Raw genomic sequence first — 16,426 nt, forward strand, 5'->3', positions numbered from 1 at the left:
CCCGCACCCATGCTACAATCGCTCATGGCCGAGTCCTTCATCCACCTCCACACCCATTCGAGCTACTCACTCTCGGAAGGCGCCATCAAGGCCGACAAGCTCCCGGCCCTGGCCCTCGAAGCCGGCATGCCCGCCGTCGCCCTCACCGACACCGCGAACCTCTTCGGCGCCCTCGAATTCGCGCAATACTGCTCGGGCAAGGGCATCCAGCCGATCATGGGCTGCCAGCTCTGGCTTTCCCGCGCCGCGACCGGCGAGGAGCGCCCCGAGGCCCTGCGCAACGGCGCCGATGCCGTGACGGCCCTGGCCATGGACGCCGAGGGCTGGATCAACCTCCAGCGCCTCTCCTCGCTCGGCTGGCTGAACGACGACGTCTCCGGCAAGCCCGCGCTGACCCTGCGGCAGCTCCTGGACAACGCCCCCGGCATCTTCCTCATGACGGGCGGCGACCAGGGCCCGCTCTCCCGCCTCATCGTCGAAGGCCGGCGCGACGCCGGCAAGGCCTTCCTCCACACCCTGCGCGAGGCCTTCCCCGACCGCCTCGCCGTCGAGCTCATGCGCCACCTGACCGAGCGTCAGCAGGCCATCGAGCCCGGCCTGCTGCGCCTGGCCGACGAGGCCGCGCTGCCGATCGTCGCCACCAACGACGTCTATTTCGCCAAGTCCTCCATGCACCTCGCGCACGACGCGCTGCTCTGCATCGCCGAGGGCCGCATGGTCGCCGAGGCCGATCGCCGCCGCGTGACCGAGCATCACTGGTTCAAGCCGGCGGCCGAGATGCGCGCCCTCTTCGCCGACCTGCCGGAGGCCTGCGACAACACGCTGGCCATCGCGCGCATGTGCGCCGTCATGGCGGAGAGCAAGAAGCCCGAGCTGCCCATCTGCCCCAAGGTCCATCCGGGCAGCACCGAGACCGAGACCGTCGCCGCCATGGCGCGGGAAGGCCTGGCCAAGCGCTTCCCGGATGGCGTGCCCCCCGTGCATGCCGAGCGCCTGGAATACGAGCTCGGCGTCATCGATAAGATGGGCTTCTCGGGCTACTTCCTGATCGTTGCCGACTTCATCCAATGGGCGAAGGAGCAGGGCATCCCCGTGGGGCCGGGCCGTGGCTCGGGCGCGGGTTCCGTGGCCGCCTGGGCGCTGGCCATCACCGACCTCGACCCGCTGCGCTTCGGCCTGCTCTTCGAGCGCTTCCTGAACCCCGAGCGCGTCTCGATGCCGGACTTCGACATCGATTTCTGCCAGGAGCGCCGCGACGAGGTGATCGACTACGTGCGCCGCGAATACGGCGCCGAGCGGGTCGCGCAGATCATCACCTTCGGCAAGCTGCAGGCCAAGGCGGCCGTGCGCGACGTGGGCCGCGTGCTGGGCATGCCCTATGGCCAGGTCGACAAGATCGCGAGCCTGATCCCGAACAACCCCGCCAACCCCGTCTCGCTGGGCGACGCCATCAAGGGCGAGCCGCGCCTGCAGGAGATGCAGGAGACCGACGAGAACATCGCCAAGCTGCTGGAGACGGCGCTGCAGGTGGAGGGGCTCTACCGCAATGCCTCGACCCACGCGGCCGGCGTGGTGATCGGGCGGCGGCCGCTGATCGACATCACCTCCATCTACCGCGACCCGCGCTCGCCCTCGCTCATCACCCAGTACTCGATGAAGTACGTCGAGCAGGCGAGCCTCGTGAAGTTCGACTTCCTCGGCCTCAAGACGCTGACGGTGCTGCAGCGCGCGGTGGAGCTGCTGAAGGCCCAGGGCATCGAGGTCGACCTCGCGGCCGTGCCGCTCGACGACACGCGAACCTACGAGATGCTGGCGCGCGGCGATGCGGCGGGCGTGTTCCAGTTCGAAGGCCAGGGCATGCGGGACTGCCTGCGCTCTATGCGCCCCGACCGCTTCGAGGATCTGATCGCCGCCGTCTCGCTCTACCGTCCGGGCCCGATGGAGAACATCCCGGCCTATTGCGCGCGCAAGCACGGCGAGAAGTGGAACTCCCCGCATCCCTGCATCCACGAGATCCTGGCCGAGACCTACGGCATCATGGTCTACCAGGAGCAGGTGATGCAGATCTCGCAGGTCATGGCGGGATATTCGCTCGGCGGCGCCGACCTCCTGCGCCGCGCCATGGGCAAGAAGAACATGGCCGAGATGGCGCAGCAGCGCGCCATCTTCGCGGAAGGCGCCGCGAAGAACGGCGTGCCGGAGGACAAGGCCGGCGAGGTCTTCGACCTCATGGAGAAGTTCGCGAATTACGGCTTCAACAAGTCGCACGCGGCCGCCTATGCGCTCGTCGCCTATCACACGGCCTGGCTGAAGGCGAACCATCCGGTGGCCTTCCTCGCGGCCTCCATGACGCTCGACCTCGACAAGACCGACAAGCTCGCCTCGCACATGCAGGAGGCGGGCCGGCTGAAGATCAAGGTGCTGCCGCCCGACATCAATCGCAGCGACGCCGAGTTCAGCATCGAGCAGTGGTCGCCCCCGCCGAAGCCCCCTTTACCTTCGGGCGAACCCGCCCCGGCCGAGACCGGGTGGAACAGCCAGGCCATCCGCTTCGCGCTCGCGGCCGTGAAGCGCGTGGGCATGCAGGCCATGCGCGAACTCGTCGCCGCGCGGCGTGAGACCGGCGTTTTCACGAGCCTGGCCGATTTCGCCGCCCGCGTGGATCCGCGCCTGCTCAACAAGATGCAGCTGGAGAACCTCGCCAAGGCGGGGGCCTTTGACGGGCTGGAGAGCAACCGCGCCCGGCTCGTCGCCGGGGCCGAGACCGTGCTGCGCCGCGCCCAGGCCAGTGCCGAGGATCGCAACAGCAATCAGATCGGCCTCTTCGGCGAGGTGGAGCAGGGGCCGCCCATGCTGCGCCTGCCCGAGGCGCTGGACTGGCCGCAGCTGGACAAGCTGGCCTTCGAGGCGGAGGCGGTGGGCTTCCACCTCTCCGCCCATCCGCTCGACGAGTACAAGGGCGCGCTGCGGCGGCTGGGCGCGACGCCCTCGGCCCTTATCGCCGATCGGGCCCGCGACGGCGCCACGCGCCTCAAGCTCGCGGGCACGGTGACGTCGCGCAAGGAGCGCAATACCCGCACCGGCAGCCGCATGGCCTGGCTCAGCCTCTCCGACCAGACCGGCAGCTTCGAGGTGACCTTCTTCAGCGAGGTGCTGAACCGCTCCCGCGAGCTGATGGAGGAGGGCACCGCCGTGCTCGTCACCGCCGATGCGCGTCTGGACGGCGAGGCCCTCCGGCTCACGGCGCAGGACATCGAGAGCCTGGAGAAGGCGGCGGCCGGCGTGGGGCAGGGGATGCGCATCTTCCTCGACGCCGCGACCGCGGCCCCCGACATCCGCAAGCTCCTCGAGCGGGACGGGCCAGGGAAGGGGCGTGTCAGCCTCGTGCCGCGCCTCGGCGCCGGGCAGGAGGTGGAGATCACGCTGAAGGAACGCTGGAACGTCTCGCCGCGCGTCATGCAGGCGATGAAGCTGCTCCCGGGCGTGGCGAGCGTCGAGGAAGTGTGAGAAGGGGCGGGCTGGTCAAGCCCCGGATTTCTGGATCCGGAAACAGTAGCGCGCCGGAACCCAGCTCCTTCCGCTGATATCCTCGGGCCTCCGCCCCGCCAGCACGTATTTGATGTCCTGGATCGCCTCGGCACCCTTGCGGTAATACTGGTGGTTGAGATCCGAGACGGGCGAGGTCGCCGAGATATCGGTGCAATCGACCAGCGTGACCTTCTGCGGCAGGTTGGTCAGCGTCCGTGGGCCGGTCGCCCCCAGGCGGTCGGGATTGGCCTTGGTAAGGTCGCTGATGACGAGGGCCCGGTCATTGCGGGCGAAATAGACCTGGATGGCCTCTGCGAGCTCGGACAGGCGGGCCAGCTTCTCCGTGTCCTCGAAGCAGTCGCTGTCCTCGTCGGCCGCCATCAGGAAGATGTTGTTGAAGATGCGCGGCAGCGTGCGGCCACCGAGATCCGAGAGCAGAGCCTGCAGAGCGTTCCGCAGCACGTAATTGCCCATGGAGTGGGCGACCAGATGGACACCGGCGTCGCAGCGCTGGTCGGGCGCCACCTCCCGCATATAGTCGATGAACCGCCGTAGCGAGCGCGAGACGGCCTTGGCCGAGAGGCGGCCATCGTCGCGATCGGAGACATAGTCCAGCAACGGCTTTAGCGTGCCATTCGCCGGCCAGCAGAAAACCGCCACTTCGAGGGGTTTCTCCTTCGTCGACCATTTGGTTTTCAACTCTGCTGCATTGGAGAGGGCTTCCTCGAAGGTGCAGGCGAAGCCGTGGAGGAGGAGCAGCAGGTCGGCCTTGTTGGCGATCAGCCTTTCACGCAGGCCGTCGAAAACGGAGGTGCTTCCCAGGACCCGGTCCGCGCTCTCCGGCGCGGTGACGCCGGGCAGGCTTTCGGCCGCGATGCGAAGTTCCCCGACGCGATAGGCTACTCCCTTGCCCGGTTCCGGCACCATTTCCGCGGCGCCATAGCGAAGCAGGATCGGCGAGAGACGATTGAGGCCGGGCCCGAAGCCCGTGACCTCGTTCTTCGTGCCCTTTTCCTCGCGATTGGTGGCGAAATGAACGGTAACGGACTTTGCCATCTTCCGGTCTCCAGCACCTTGGGGGGATGATTTGGGGTGTGCCGGTCCGAGGCAAGATATTTCGGAATCTCGTATCGGGACGGCGCAGGCGGGGTGCTTCTCATCCATCCCCCCGGTTTGACCGGCTGACCTCGGCCTCGGCCTCGGCTAGGGTCCGCGCCTGGAAGCTGCGGCGCGGCTTCGGCATGGATAAGGCAACAGGCGATGATCTTGAGACTGGCGGAAGAGGAGCGGCTCTCCGGGGCCGTGGTGCATGGCAATCTCGTCTACCTAGCCGGGCAGGTGGCGGATGATGCGACCCTGGATACCGAGGGCCAGACGGCGGATGTGCTAGCGCAGATCGACGCCCTCCTGGCCGTGGCGGGCACCAGCAAGGAGAATCTGCTGAGCGTCCAGATCATCCTGGCCGATATCCGCGACGCGCCGGCGATGAACCGCGCCTGGGACAAGTGGCTGGACCCGGCCAGCAAGCCCGCGCGCATGACCATCCAGGCGCCGCTGGTGAACCCGGCCTGGCGGGTCGAGATCACGGGCATCGCCGCGCTCTCCTGAGGGCAGGATCGCCTGGAATCACGCCATGGCCTTGGCGTGATTCCGCCGTATTGGTGAGTGAGACAAGATCAGGTCGAAAAGGCGGGATGTCCGGTGACGGCGATGTTGGGTGACCCTGGATACTGGCGGCGCAGACGGGTGCTGGTGACGGGGGGCGCGGGCTTCCTCGGCAGCAACCTGTGCCATGCATTGGCCGGCCTCGGCGCGCGGGTCACCGCGCTCGACGCCATGCTGCCCGATGGCGGCGCCAACCCCGCCAACCTCGAGGGCGCGGGCGTGATGCTTGTGCGCGGGGACCTGCGCGACACCGAGCTACACAGCCTCTGCGACCGGGTGGACGTGGTGTTCAACATGGCGGCGCAGACCAGCCATATGGGCGGCCAGAAGGACCCGGTGGCCGATATCGCCATCAATGCCGTGGCCCAGGTCCGCCTGGTCCAGGTGATGCGCCAGGCCGCGCCCCAGGCCACCGTCGTCCATGCCTCGACGCGCCAGTTCTACGGCCGCCCCATCAGCCTGCCGGTGAACGAATTGCACCCTGTGAACCCGCCCGACGCCAACGGCGTCTCCAAATGGGCGGGCGAGCAGTATTGGATGCTGGAGAACCGGGTGCTGCACCGCCCCGTCGTCTCGCTGCGCCTCACCAACTGCTACGGGCCGCGCCTGCGCATCGCCGATGCGCGGCAGACTTTCCTCGGCATCTGGATCCGGCGCCTGATCGAGAACGAGCCCTTCGAGGTCTGGGGCGGCGACCAGCTGCGCGACCTCGCCTACGTGGACGACGTGACGCGCGCCTTCCTCATGGCCGCCGAGCAGGCCGGTCGGCCAGAGGTGGCGGGCCAGGTCTTCAATCTCGGCGGCTCGCCGCCCATTTCGCTTCGCGACCTGGCCGCGGCCGTGATCGCGGCCAATGGCGGGCAGGGGAGCTTCGCCACCCGCGAATTCCCGGCCGACCGCGCGCCGATCGATATCGGCAGCTACCACGCCGATGACGGCGCCTTCCGCGCCGCGACCGGCTGGGCGCCGCGAACGTCGCTCGACGAGGGCCTGAAGGCGAGCCTCGACTGGTATCGCGAACGCATGAGCGACTACGTTGACCTCGATCGGGCCGCGCAGGCCTGACGCAGGGAAGGATCCCGAGATGAACGCACCCCTCCCTCTGCTGCCCTTCGCCGACCCCGGCGCGGGGTACCGCGCGCTGCAGCCGGAGATCGACGCCGCCGTCGCCCGTGCGCTGGCCTCGGGCTGGTACATCCTGGGCCGCGAGGGCGAGGCCTTCGAGGCCGAGTTCGCCGCCTGGCTGGGCAACAAGCCGGACGCCCCGCAGATGCACGCCGTCGGCTGCGCCAATGGCACGGACGCCATCATGCTCATCCTGCGCGGCATGGGCATCGGCGAAGGCAGCACGGTGGTGACGGTCAGCCACACCGCCGTCGCGACCGTGGCCGCCATCGAGATGGTGGGCGCGACGCCGCTGCTGCTCGACATCGACCCCGACACCTACACCATGGACGCGGACGAGCTCGCCTCGGTGCTGGCCGACCCGCCGCCGGGCCTGCCGCCGATCCGCGCCGTGATCCCGGTGCATATCTACGGCCAGCCGGTCGACCTCGGCCCCATCAAGGAAGCCTGCGACGCGGCGGGCGTGCTGCTGATCGAGGATTGCGCCCAGTGCCATGGCGCGGAGCTGCATGGCTGGAAGCTCGGCACCATCGGCCATGCGGCGGCCTTCAGCCTCTACCCGACCAAGAACCTCGGCGCGCTGGGCGACGGCGGCATCCTGGCCACGCCGGATGCCGAGCTCGCGGCCCGCATCGCCGCCATCCGCCAGTACGGCTGGAAGCGGCGCTATATCAGCGACCTGCAGGGCGTGAACTCGCGCCTGGACGAGGTGCAGGCCGCCATCCTGCGCGTGAAGCTCCAGCACCTCGACCGGCAGAATGCCCGCCGGCGCGAGATCGCCGACGCCTATGACGCCGCCCTGTCCGGCACCTCGCTGACGCCGCCCACGCGGCGCGCCGAGGGCTACCACGTCTTCCATCTCTACGTGCTGCGCCATGCGGGACGCGACGCCTACATGTCCAAGCTGAAGTCGCTGGGGATCGGCACGGGCATCCACTACCCGATGCCGGTGCACACCCAGCCGGCCTATGAGGGGCGCGTGCCGCTGGGCCCGGCCAATTGCGCCGAGACGGCCCGGGCAGCGCAGGAAGTCTTCTCCCTGCCCATGTTCCCGGAGATGACGGACGAGCAGGTCGCTCGGGTGTGCCTGGCCCTTCGCCAGCTTTGACGCCGGTACTGGTCTTCCCGCTGGCGGCGGTCGCCGAGATCGCCGGCTGCTTCGCGTTCTGGGCGGTGTTGCGGCAGGGGGCGTCCCTTGCGTGGCTGGCGCCAGGCGTCGTCTGCCTAGTGCTCTTCGCCTGGCTGCTCACCCTGGCGCCCGGCGATGCGGCGGGGCGGGCCTTCGCGGCCTATGGCGGCGTCTATGTGGCCGCCTCGCTGGTCTGGCTCATGGCGGTGGAGGGCTTCCGGCCCAGTGCCTGGGACCTCGGCGGGGCCGCGCTCTGCCTGCTGGGCGCCGGCGTGATCGTGATGGGGGCGATGCGCGCCTGAGGGCGCTGCCGCCTCAGTCCTCGCCTTCCAGCCGGTCGATATCCGCGTCGGACAGGCCGAAATGATGCCCGATCTCGTGGATCACCACGTTGCGGATCAGGCGGAACAGGTCCTCGCCCGTCTCGATCCATTCCAGGAGGATGGGCTCCCGGAAGAGCAGGATGGTGTCGGGCGCGCCGGGGGCGTCCAGCACCGACTTCTGCGTCAGGGGCGTGCCGCGGTAGAGGCCGGTGAGCTCCCAGGCGCTGTCCAGGCCCATCTCGGCCGCCAGCTCGTCATCGGCGACCTCCTCGACCAGGATGGCGGCGCCGCGCACCATCTCCCGCATCTCGGCGGGGATTGCGGCGAGCGCATCCTCCGCCATTTCCAGGATGTCCTCGAGGCTCGGGGGCGTGGTGGGGCGCATGCGCCTCCATGGCATGGGAGGACGATATGGTCGAGAAGCTCGATGCGGCGGGGCGGGCAAAGCTGGCGGAGCTTTCGGGCTGGCGGCTGGTGGAAGGACGGGACGCGATCCGCCGGGACTTCCGCTTCGCCAGCTTCTCCGAGGCCTGGGGCTTCATGACCCGCGTCGCCCTGCTGGCCGAGGCGCAGGACCATCACCCGGAATGGTCCAATGTCTATAACCGGGTGGAGATCGTCCTTTCCACCCACGACGCGGGCGGGCTCTCGGCGCGGGATCTGCGGCTGGCCGCCGATATCGACCGGCTCGTCTGACGCCCCCGGCATCGCGAAGTTCCCCTCTTGTTCTTGGTGGGCTCCTGCGCGAAAACCATGCCATGGACGCCGCCGCCCGCACGATCGCCACCACCCGCGCCGCCATGCGCTACTGCCTGGCGCGCGCCTGGTCGCCGCTTTGCGAGGTGCCGCTGCCTGATGGCCGCCGCGCCGATATCCTGGCCCTCCGGCCCGACGGCGGCTTCGTCATCATCGAGGTGAAGTCCTGCGCGCGGGACTATCTCTGCGACGCCAAGTGGCAGGACTATCGCGGCTTCTCCGACGAGCTGCATTTCGCCGTCGACATCGACTTCCCCCAGGCGCTGCTGCCCGAGGATGTCGGCCTGCTGGTCAGCGATGGCTGGGAGGCCGCTTCGGTCCGGGAGGCACCGGCGCATCCCATGGCCCCCGCGCGGCGCAAGGCGCTGATCCACCGCTTCGCGACCCTCGCCGCCACCCGCCTCGCGGGGCTGACGGACCCCGCTGGCCTCGCTGAGCGCCGGGCGGCGCTGCGGCTGGACTGAGCCGCCGGGCCGCCGCAGCATCGCGGCCGGAGGAAGCATGATTCTGTACATCTCGGCGGGCAGCCCCTTCGCCCGCATCATCCGCGTCCTGGCGCGCGACCGCGGCCTGGCCCTCGATGAGATCGAGGTCCCGCTGCGCGATCCGGCCTCTCCCCTGCTCGAATTCAGCCCTCCCGGCCGCGTGCCCACCCTGCGCGACGGCGACCACGCATTGGTCGAGGTGCCGCTCATCCTGGCCCATCTCGGCTGGCTGCCGGCCGATGCTCCGGCGCGGGCCCGACTTGGCCAGGCGCTCTCGCTGATCGAGGGCATCGCCGTCTGGAATCGGGACCTGCGCCGGCCGCCGGAGGAGCGCTCGGAGAAGATGCAGGCACTGGAACGGGCGCGGACCTGCCGCACGCTCGACGCCATGAATCCCGCCGATTAAGACGCCTTCAGCCCCGAGGGCGTCGCCCTGGCCTGTGCCCTCGGCTACTGCGAACGGCGGCACACGGTCTTCCTTTGGCGCGAAGGCAGGGGCAAACTGGCCGCCTGGTACGACGCCGCCACGGCCAGGCCGGCTTTCACGGCGACCTTTCCGCCCCTTTCAGGAATCTGATCATGCAGAACAGCGAACCCGTCTGGCGCCACGTCGATGCCAAGCAGGACGCGGCCATCGAGCTCTCGGACCGCGTCTGGGGCATGCCCGAGCTGGCCTATACCGAGACCCGCTCCGCCGCCGAGCACACCGCCTACCTGAATGCCGAGGGCTTCCGGGTCACCGAGAACCTTGCCGGCATTCCCACCGCCATGATGGGCGAGGCGGGCGAGGAAGGCCCGGTCATTGCCATCCTCGGCGAGTTCGACGCGCTCCCCGGCCTTTCCAACGAGTCCGGCATCGCCGAGCACAAGCCCGTCCCGGGCGATGGCCACGGCCATGCCTGCGGCCACAACCTGCTGGGCGCGGCCTCGCTGCTCGCCGCCACCGCCGTGAAGGACTATCTGGCGGCCAACGGCCTCAAGGGCCGCGTGCGCTACTACGGCTGCCCGGCCGAGGAAGGCGGCGCCGCCAAGGGCTTCATGGCCCGCGCCGGCCTCTTCGACGACGTGGACATCGCCATCTCCTGGCACCCGGCCAGCTTCGCCGGCGTGAACGAGCCCGTCAGCCTCGCCAACACCCGCATCGACTTCACCTTCCACGGCCGCGCGAGCCATGCAGCGGCCTCGCCGCATCTGGGCCGCAGCGCGCTGGACGCGGTGGAGCTCATGTCCGTCGGCGTGAACTACCTGCGCGAGCACATCCCTTCCGAGAGCCGCATCCACTACGCCTATCTCGATGCCGGCGGCGTGGCGCCGAACGTGGTGCAGGCCAAGGCGAAGGTCCGCTACCTGATCCGCGCCTCGGACGTGGCGGCGCTGCGCCTGCTCGTCGAGCGCGTGCGCAAGATCGCCGACGGCGCCGCGCTGATGACCGAGACGCGCGTGGAGACGCAGGTGGTCTCTGCCGTCTCCAACCTGCTGGGCAACGACCCGCTCGAGAAGCTGATGCAGGACAATCTCGACCGCCTCGGCCCGCCGCCCTTCGACGCGGAGGACCTCGCGACGGCGAAGAAGTTCCAGGACACGCTCTCGAAGGAGGACATCGCCTCGGCCTTCCGCAAGATGGGCATGCCGCATATCGACGCCGCGCTGACCGACGCGATCGTGCCGCTCGATTCCAGGCGCGCGCCGATGGTGGGCAGCACCGATGTGGGCGACGTCTCCTGGGTGGTGCCGACCGTGCAGGCGCGCGGCGCCACGCATGCCATCGGCACGCCGCTGCATTCCTGGCAGGCAACCGCGCAGGGCAAGCTGCCCCACGCCCATAAGGGCCTGGTCCATGTGGCCAAGGTGATGGCCGGCACGGCCGTGGATGCGCTGCGGAACCCCGCGATCATCGAGGCCGCCAAGGCGGATCACGCAGCCAAGGCCGGCGGGCCCTATGTCAGCCCGCTGCCGGCCGACGCCACGCCGCCCATCGGCATGTCGCTCACCGTCTGAGCGGCTGGATCGATGCAGGTTGTCCGTGACGCGGCCGCGCTGGCGGCCGCCGTTTCCTCTTGGCGCGCCACGGGCGAGCGCGTCGCCGTCGTGCCGACCATGGGCTACCTGCACGAGGGGCATCTGGCCCTCGTCGCGCGGGCGCGCGAGCTCGCGCCGCGGGTGATCGCGACGATCTTCGTCAACCCGACGCAGTTCGCGCCGCATGAGGATCTCGGCCGTTACCCGCGCGACGAGGCAGGCGACATAGCGAAGCTGGAGGCGGCAGGGTGCGACCTGCTCTTCGCGCCGTCGGTCGAGGTGATGTACCCGCCCGGCTTCGCGACGCGCATCGCCATGGGCGGGCCGGCCGAAGGGCTGGAAGGAACGCACCGGCCGCAGATGTTTTCCGGAGTTGCGCTGGTCTGCTCGCGCCTCTTCGGGCTGACGCGCGCCGACGTCGCCGTCTTCGGCGAGAAGGACTGGCAGCAGGTGATGGTGGTCCGCCGCGCGGTGGAGGACCTGGCGCTGCCGATCGCGATCGAGACGGTGCCGACGGTCCGCGCGGCGGACGGCCTCGCGCTTTCCTCGCGCAACGCCTACCTCGATCCGGAGGCGCGCGCGAAGGCGGTCGCGATGCATGCGGCGCTGCTGCATGCGGCGGAACGGCTGAAGGCCGGCGCGACGGCGGCGGAAGCCTGCGGCGAGGCCGAGGCGCAGCTGCGTGCCGCCGGCTTCCGGCAGGTGGACTACGTGGCGCTGCGGCGCGCGGCGGATTTCGCGGAGACGGAACGGCTGGACGGGCCCGGGCGGCTGCTCGGCGCCGCCTGGCTCGGACAGGTCCGGCTGATCGATAACCTCCCCGTCGGGTAACTGACTGCCCGAGGTGACGCGGGAGGCGGCATCCTCGCCGCCTCCCTTTTGGCGTCGGTCCTAATCCAGCGTCGCGCCGGAGATCTGCACGAGGCGCTGCCAGACCGGCGTGTCGCGGTCGATCAGCGCCGCCATGTCGGCTGGCGTGGCGCTGACCACCGCCGTGTAGCCCAGCGGCCGCAGCTTCTCGGCATAGTCCGGCATGGCCGCGATCCGGCGCAGCGCGGCGTTGATCCGGTTCAGGTGCTCGACCGGCGTGCCGCCCGGGGCCATCAGCGAATTCCAGGTCGCGACGTTATGGTCCGCGAGCCCGAGATCGGCGAAGTCGCCCATGGCCGGCACGTCGGGAAGGATGGGCAACCGTTCCTTGGAGCTCACGGCGAAGGCGAGGGTCGCGCCGCTCTGCACATGGGGCATCAGCGCGGGCATGACGTCGAACATCATGTCGATGGTGCCGCCCACCAGATCGGTGATGGCAGGCCCGCCGCCGCGATAGGGCACGTGCAGGATGCGCGCGCGCGTGATGGCGTTGATGGCTTCGATGTTGATGTGGCTCGCGGTGCCGGCGCCGCTGCTGCCCATCTTCACCTGGTCGGGGTGGGCGCGGCTCCAGGCGATCAGCGAGCGGAAATCGGTCCAGCCGTTCCGCCGCGCGGCCCCGGCATTGACCACGCACATCAGCGCGCCGTCGGTCACCTGCGAGATGGGGGCGAGGTCGGTGCGCGGATTGAACGGCATCCGGCTCATGAGGAAGGGGAAGGCGCAGAGGATGGTCGCGCTGCTCAGCCCCACCAGCGTGCCGTCGCGGTCGCCCTTGGCGAGGTAGTCGGAGCCGATCAGCCCACCGGCGCCGCCCCGGTTCTCGACGATGATGGGGGCGCCGAGCTCAGGTCCGAGCTTCTCGGCCATGACCCGGCCCAGCAGGTCGACGGCGCCACCGGGCGGGAAGTTGACGACCAGGCGGATGGGTCGCGTCTGCGCCCGGACCGCCGGCGCGGCGAGGGGCAGGGCGGCGGAGCCGAGGAGCAGACGTCGTCGAAGCAGCATGGCCGTAATCCTTAGAGGAGGTACGGACAACATGTTGGGCCTCAGCGAAGGGTCTCGGCAAGCTTGGCGCGCGAGAGTTCGATGATGTCCAACGCGGCTTTGGTCAGCTTGTAGGCAGGCAGCTGCTGCGGCGCCGCCCAGGCGACGGCCGCGACGTCGTCGCCGGCGGTCGCCTCGCCCCCGTGCCAGTGCCCGCAATAGTCGATGATCGTGTAGTGGTAGTGCGGCTGGCCGCGGGCATCGAGGGAGATGGCGTCGACGACGTCGGCCAGGAGCAGGGGGCCGGCTTCCAGCCCCGTCTCCTCCAGCAGCTCGCGGCGGGCCGCGGTCTGGGTGGTCTCGCCCAGGTGCTGCGCCCCGCCGGGCAGCGACCAGGAGCCCACGCGCGGCGGCTTGCCGCGCTGGACCAGCAGCACCTCCTCGCCGCGGAAGAGCACCACCCCGATGCCGACCCAGGGGCGCTCGGGGTATTCGCGATCGTCGGCCGTCACGGGCTGGGGGCGGGCGCGGCGGCGGGGGCTTCGTTCGCCGGGGCTTCGGCGGCGGGCGGCGCCGCGCTCGGATCGACGTCGGGATCGGAATTGGCGGGCGCCTGCGGCAGCAGATCCTCGAGCCGCGGGATCAGCGCCTTCTCCTTCCAGATGCCCAGCTGATAGGCCCAGCCGTCCCATCGGGCCTGGAATTCCTTCGCCTCGTCGCTGTCGCCCTCGGCGCGTAGCTTCACCCAGAGCACCTGCTCCTCGCGCTGCGGCGAGGCGATGATGGTGAGGCCGTCGGTATAGGCGAACCTCGTCTCGCCCAGCGCCTCGCCCGGCGCCTCGGCCGCCCGGCGGACCTCGACGAGGGTCAGCAGGTCGAAGGCACGGCCGACCTCATCCAGCGAGGTGCGGTCGGCGACGGGGTGATCCTCGGGCGTCACGATCTCCAGCGGCGCGTCCACCTCGCCGGCGCGGGCCAGGACCAGCGGGCTTTCGCCCCGGCGCGCGATCTCGACCCGGCGCAGGCGGTCGGGCGCGAGGGAGGCGATGTCGCGGTTGATCCAGAGCTGCGGGTCGGCATCGGCGACCATCCGGCCTTCCGCCAGCCAGGACTTCTGCTCCGACGGGCGGCGGACATAGATGGCTTCCGGGACGTTGCCCTGGGTGCGGACGCGGCGGCGGCCGAGCACGAGCTCGGCGATCGCGGTGCCCTGGCCATCGAGCACGCGCAGCAGGGTGGCGGTGCTGCCCTCGTTGCGCGGGTCGTCCACGCCGATCGCGGCCTGGCGGCCGGCATCCGAGGTGCGTTCCTCGACCAGGCGCAGCTCGGTCAGGCCGGCCAGCAGCTCATGCACGCGCTCGCCACGGGCGGCGTAGCCGCTGGCCTGCTCGATGCGCCAGGTGTCGCCGTCGCGGAGAAGGGTCGTGGCCTGGCCGTGGCGGACCAGCTCGATCCGGCGGGCCTCGGACAGGCGCGCGGCGAGGCCGGGGAAGGCGAGGGTGCCGGGGACGAAGACGCCCTCGGCCTCGTTCTGCGGCTTGAGCAGATAGGCGCCGCCCAGGGTGGCGACCGCCGCGCCGCCCAGCAGCAGCAATCCACGGCGCCCGATCATGCGCGGGCCGCCGCGCGACGGCGGCTCCTCATCACGGCGAGGCCGACCGCGAAGACCGTCAGCAGGACGGGCACGAAGGCGATGTTGAAGACGCGGAGCCAGAATTCCAGCGTCTCGATATCGCGCCGCAGCTCCAGCTGCACGCCGCGCAGCTGGCGGCGCGTGGCCGCGATCTCCTCGCGGGCACGGTCGATCTCGGCGCGCTGCTCGGGAGTGATCACGGTCTGGTTGGTGTTGCGGGCACCGGCCTCGCCGCCGGGGGGCGTTCCCTGCCGCAGCTCGCGCAGGCGGCGCTCGGTGGCGGTCAGGCGCTCGGTCAGCTGCTGCTCGGATTGGCGGAACTGCGCATCGGCCTGGCGGCGGATATTGTCCACCACCTCGAAGGGCCGCTGGCCCTCGCCGCGCGAGCGCAGGCTGATCATGGCGTCGGAGCCCGCCAGCGTGTCGGCCACGTTTACCACGAAGCTCCCATTGCCGGAGAAGGGCGAGGCCACCTGCTGCCCGAAGAAGTCCTGCACGCGGACCCAGAAGCGGTCCTCCAGGATGTCGGCGTCGTTGGCGACGACGATATTCGCCGCACCCTCCGTCGCCGCGCGATGGGCGGGGAAGTCGGCCGGGCGCTCCTGGCCCTCGGGCGGCGGGGGCGGTCCGTCGGGGAAGGCACTTTGGAGGTTGCCGCGGATGCGGGCGGCGATGACGCGCCGCTGTCCGTCCGCGCGGAAATCGGCGAGGAGGCGGGTGGGCGAGGGATCGGTGCGGACCTTGGCGGCATCGACCACCATGGACTGCGCCGAGCTCGTCAGCAGCGGAATGAACTCGATGCCCGCGCCCTCGCGCGGGGCCAGGAAGCCGGCCGAGCCCACCGTGACCTGCTCGACCAGGGCGGTCGCCACTTCGCTGCGGTTCACGCTGTCGCCCTGCAGGTTGAACCAGGCGATGTAGTCCACCGCCTGGACGCGGTCCTGCGGCCCGGCGCGCACGCGCCAGGCGCCGCGCAGGTCGAGCACGACCTGATCCGGCGGCGCGTCGATGCCCCAGGCATTGAGCAGGCGCAGCAGCGAGGAGCCGGTCTCGGTCGGCGGCCGGCCGGAGGGGCCGGGGCGCGTCGCCTGCATCTCGCTATGCGGGTCGGTCATCAGGAAGAGCTTGCCGCCGCGCATCACGAACTGGTCGACGGCATATTGCGCCGCGTCGGAGAGGCCCTGCGGATGGGCCAGCAGCAGGATCTGCACGTCGGCCGGGATCACCTGCGTGTCCATCGGCACGTCGCGGACGGTGAAGGTCTCCCGCAGCTGGCGGATCACGACCTGGGGCTGCGCGAGCTGCGGCTGGCGCATCATCATGGCGCGCGGGTCGCCGTTCAGCGGCAGCGGCGACATGACGCCGAGCACCGGGCGCGTCGGGTTGGAGAGCTCGAAGATCAGGCGGGTGAGGTCGGCCTCCAGGAAGCGCTCGCGATCCGTCTGGAAGAAGGGGATGTTGCGCTCCTCATCCGTCAGGTTGGAGGCGGAGAGGCCGAAATAGACCTGCTCGCCGCCCTGATCGACGGGCACGCCCTGCAGCCCGAGGGCGACCGCGCGGTCCTCCACGTCGGAGAAGGGCTCGGGGTCGAAGAACTCCAGCCGGATCTTGCCGCCGGAGGCCGCGACGTATTCGCGCAGCATCTCGCGCACGCGCTCGGCATAGGTGCCGTATTGCGGGACCTCGGAGCCGAGCTTGCGCGAATAGAAGAGGCGCAGGGTGATGGGGTCCTGCAGGCCCGACAGCACCTGCCGGGTTCCGGGCGAGAGCGTGTAGAGGCGGTTCTCGGTCAGGTCGACGCGGGCGCCGACGAGCGCGCGATCAGCCAGCAGGTTCACGCCGACGGCGAGCGCGAGAGCGAGCAGGACGCCGAGGGTGGAGTAGGCGAGACGACGGTTCCTCATGG

General features: G+C 70.2%; 16 protein-coding genes. 10 read left to right on the forward strand and 6 right to left on the reverse strand.

All coding sequences use genetic code 11. The features are described from left to right. Window positions 1–9: 9 nt before the first annotated feature. Window positions 10–3,507 carry a DNA polymerase III subunit alpha gene (dnaE, locus tag KHU32_RS17760; RefSeq protein WP_249681276.1) on the forward strand — a complete coding sequence of 1,166 codons (3,498 nt, stop codon included), beginning with the start codon at window positions 10–12 and terminating at the stop codon, window positions 3,505–3,507. Window positions 3,508–3,522: 15 nt separating this feature from the next. Here the strand turns inward: dnaE and KHU32_RS17765 are convergent, their stop codons facing one another. Next, on the reverse strand, window positions 3,523–4,584 hold the full coding sequence (locus tag KHU32_RS17765; RefSeq protein WP_213671486.1) for an alpha/beta hydrolase: 1,062 nt from the start codon (window positions 4,582–4,584) through the stop codon (window positions 3,523–3,525). A gap of 204 nt (window positions 4,585–4,788) precedes the next feature. On the opposite strand from KHU32_RS17765, the gene KHU32_RS17770 reads away from it, so the two are divergent. The 4 genes from KHU32_RS17770 to KHU32_RS17785 all read left to right on the forward strand — a co-directional run bounded on the left by KHU32_RS17770 (window position 4,789) and on the right by KHU32_RS17785 (window position 7,749). Next, window positions 4,789–5,136 carry a RidA family protein gene (locus KHU32_RS17770; protein ID WP_213671487.1) on the forward strand — a complete coding sequence of 116 codons (348 nt, stop codon included), beginning with the start codon at window positions 4,789–4,791 and terminating at the stop codon, window positions 5,134–5,136. A gap of 102 nt (window positions 5,137–5,238) precedes the next feature. Next, entirely contained in the window at window positions 5,239–6,258 is a 1,020-nt protein-coding gene (locus KHU32_RS17775) for an NAD-dependent epimerase/dehydratase family protein (protein ID WP_213671488.1), read from the forward strand. A gap of 19 nt (window positions 6,259–6,277) precedes the next feature. Continuing rightward, window positions 6,278–7,426 (forward strand): DegT/DnrJ/EryC1/StrS family aminotransferase, encoded by a 1,149-nt coding sequence (locus tag KHU32_RS17780; RefSeq protein ID WP_213671489.1) that lies wholly within the window; start codon window positions 6,278–6,280, stop codon window positions 7,424–7,426. Beyond that, window positions 7,423–7,749 carry a YnfA family protein gene (locus KHU32_RS17785; protein ID WP_213671490.1) on the forward strand — a complete coding sequence of 109 codons (327 nt, stop codon included), beginning with the start codon at window positions 7,423–7,425 and terminating at the stop codon, window positions 7,747–7,749. Before KHU32_RS17780 ends, KHU32_RS17785 begins: the two co-directional genes overlap by 4 nt. Before the next feature lie 13 nt (window positions 7,750–7,762). Here the strand turns inward: KHU32_RS17785 and KHU32_RS17790 are convergent, their stop codons facing one another. Continuing rightward, window positions 7,763–8,155: a metallopeptidase family protein gene (locus KHU32_RS17790; RefSeq protein WP_213671491.1), complete on the reverse strand. Its 393-nt coding sequence runs from the start codon at window positions 8,153–8,155 to the stop codon at window positions 7,763–7,765. A 26-nt stretch (window positions 8,156–8,181) separates the two neighbouring features. On the opposite strand from KHU32_RS17790, the gene KHU32_RS17795 reads away from it, so the two are divergent. The 5 genes from KHU32_RS17795 to panC all read left to right on the forward strand — a co-directional run bounded on the left by KHU32_RS17795 (window position 8,182) and on the right by panC (window position 11,861). Beyond that, on the forward strand, window positions 8,182–8,466 hold the full coding sequence (locus tag KHU32_RS17795; RefSeq protein ID WP_213671492.1) for a 4a-hydroxytetrahydrobiopterin dehydratase: 285 nt from the start codon (window positions 8,182–8,184) through the stop codon (window positions 8,464–8,466). Window positions 8,467–8,528: 62 nt separating this feature from the next. After that, the gene (locus KHU32_RS17800) at window positions 8,529–8,990 is read left to right on the forward strand and encodes an MmcB family DNA repair protein (RefSeq protein ID WP_213671493.1); all 462 of its coding nucleotides are present in this window, start codon (window positions 8,529–8,531) and stop codon (window positions 8,988–8,990) included. Between the two features lie 37 nt (window positions 8,991–9,027). Then, window positions 9,028–9,417, forward strand: coding sequence for a glutathione S-transferase family protein (locus tag KHU32_RS17805; RefSeq protein ID WP_213671494.1), 390 nt, complete (start codon window positions 9,028–9,030; stop codon window positions 9,415–9,417). Between the two features lie 173 nt (window positions 9,418–9,590). Next, window positions 9,591–11,009 carry a M20 family metallopeptidase gene (locus KHU32_RS17810; protein ID WP_213671495.1) on the forward strand — a complete coding sequence of 473 codons (1,419 nt, stop codon included), beginning with the start codon at window positions 9,591–9,593 and terminating at the stop codon, window positions 11,007–11,009. A gap of 12 nt (window positions 11,010–11,021) precedes the next feature. Then, window positions 11,022–11,861 (forward strand): pantoate--beta-alanine ligase, encoded by an 840-nt coding sequence (panC, locus tag KHU32_RS17815; protein ID WP_213671496.1) that lies wholly within the window; start codon window positions 11,022–11,024, stop codon window positions 11,859–11,861. Between the two features lie 60 nt (window positions 11,862–11,921). Here the strand turns inward: panC and KHU32_RS17820 are convergent, their stop codons facing one another. From KHU32_RS17820 to KHU32_RS17835, 4 genes are read right to left on the reverse strand one after another with little or no spacing between them, the layout of a single operon-like run. Beyond that, entirely contained in the window at window positions 11,922–12,908 is a 987-nt protein-coding gene (locus KHU32_RS17820) for a Bug family tripartite tricarboxylate transporter substrate binding protein (protein WP_213671497.1), read from the reverse strand. A 41-nt stretch (window positions 12,909–12,949) separates the two neighbouring features. Continuing rightward, entirely contained in the window at window positions 12,950–13,399 is a 450-nt protein-coding gene (locus KHU32_RS17825) for an NUDIX hydrolase (RefSeq protein ID WP_213671593.1), read from the reverse strand. Continuing rightward, complete coding sequence (locus KHU32_RS17830; RefSeq protein WP_249681278.1) at window positions 13,396–14,499, reverse strand: DUF4340 domain-containing protein; 1,104 nt, start codon at window positions 14,497–14,499, stop codon at window positions 13,396–13,398. Before KHU32_RS17830 ends, KHU32_RS17825 begins: the two co-directional genes overlap by 4 nt. Continuing rightward, the gene (locus KHU32_RS17835) at window positions 14,496–16,424 is read right to left on the reverse strand and encodes a GldG family protein (RefSeq protein ID WP_213671498.1); all 1,929 of its coding nucleotides are present in this window, start codon (window positions 16,422–16,424) and stop codon (window positions 14,496–14,498) included. The genes KHU32_RS17830 and KHU32_RS17835 overlap by 4 nt, the downstream gene beginning before the upstream one ends. Window positions 16,425–16,426 lie beyond the last annotated feature (2 nt).

Source organism: Roseococcus pinisoli (genome assembly GCF_018413645.1).
GTDB classification, from domain to species: Bacteria; Pseudomonadota; Alphaproteobacteria; order Acetobacterales; family Acetobacteraceae; genus Roseococcus; species Roseococcus pinisoli.

Excerpts from the sequence above, each read along its gene's own strand:
- KHU32_RS17830 (WP_249681278.1), bottom strand. The coding sequence starts at position 14,499 with ATGATCGGGCGCCGTGGATTGCTGCTGCTGGGCGGCGCGGCGGTCGCC.
- KHU32_RS17800 (WP_213671493.1), top strand. The coding sequence starts at position 8,529 with ATGGACGCCGCCGCCCGCACGATCGCCACCACCCGCGCCGCCATGCGC.
- KHU32_RS17795 (WP_213671492.1), top strand. The coding sequence starts at position 8,182 with ATGGTCGAGAAGCTCGATGCGGCGGGGCGGGCAAAGCTGGCGGAGCTT.
- KHU32_RS17765 (WP_213671486.1), bottom strand. The coding sequence starts at position 4,584 with ATGGCAAAGTCCGTTACCGTTCATTTCGCCACCAATCGCGAGGAAAAG.
- KHU32_RS17835 (WP_213671498.1), bottom strand. The coding sequence starts at position 16,424 with ATGAGGAACCGTCGTCTCGCCTACTCCACCCTCGGCGTCCTGCTCGCT.
- dnaE (WP_249681276.1), top strand. The coding sequence starts at position 10 with ATGCTACAATCGCTCATGGCCGAGTCCTTCATCCACCTCCACACCCAT.
- KHU32_RS17805 (WP_213671494.1), top strand. The coding sequence starts at position 9,028 with ATGATTCTGTACATCTCGGCGGGCAGCCCCTTCGCCCGCATCATCCGC.
- KHU32_RS17780 (WP_213671489.1), top strand. The coding sequence starts at position 6,278 with ATGAACGCACCCCTCCCTCTGCTGCCCTTCGCCGACCCCGGCGCGGGG.
- KHU32_RS17810 (WP_213671495.1), top strand. The coding sequence starts at position 9,591 with ATGCAGAACAGCGAACCCGTCTGGCGCCACGTCGATGCCAAGCAGGAC.
- KHU32_RS17775 (WP_213671488.1), top strand. The coding sequence starts at position 5,239 with ATGTTGGGTGACCCTGGATACTGGCGGCGCAGACGGGTGCTGGTGACG.
- KHU32_RS17770 (WP_213671487.1), top strand. The coding sequence starts at position 4,789 with ATGATCTTGAGACTGGCGGAAGAGGAGCGGCTCTCCGGGGCCGTGGTG.
- KHU32_RS17820 (WP_213671497.1), bottom strand. The coding sequence starts at position 12,908 with ATGCTGCTTCGACGACGTCTGCTCCTCGGCTCCGCCGCCCTGCCCCTC.
- KHU32_RS17790 (WP_213671491.1), bottom strand. The coding sequence starts at position 8,155 with ATGCGCCCCACCACGCCCCCGAGCCTCGAGGACATCCTGGAAATGGCG.
- panC (WP_213671496.1), top strand. The coding sequence starts at position 11,022 with ATGCAGGTTGTCCGTGACGCGGCCGCGCTGGCGGCCGCCGTTTCCTCT.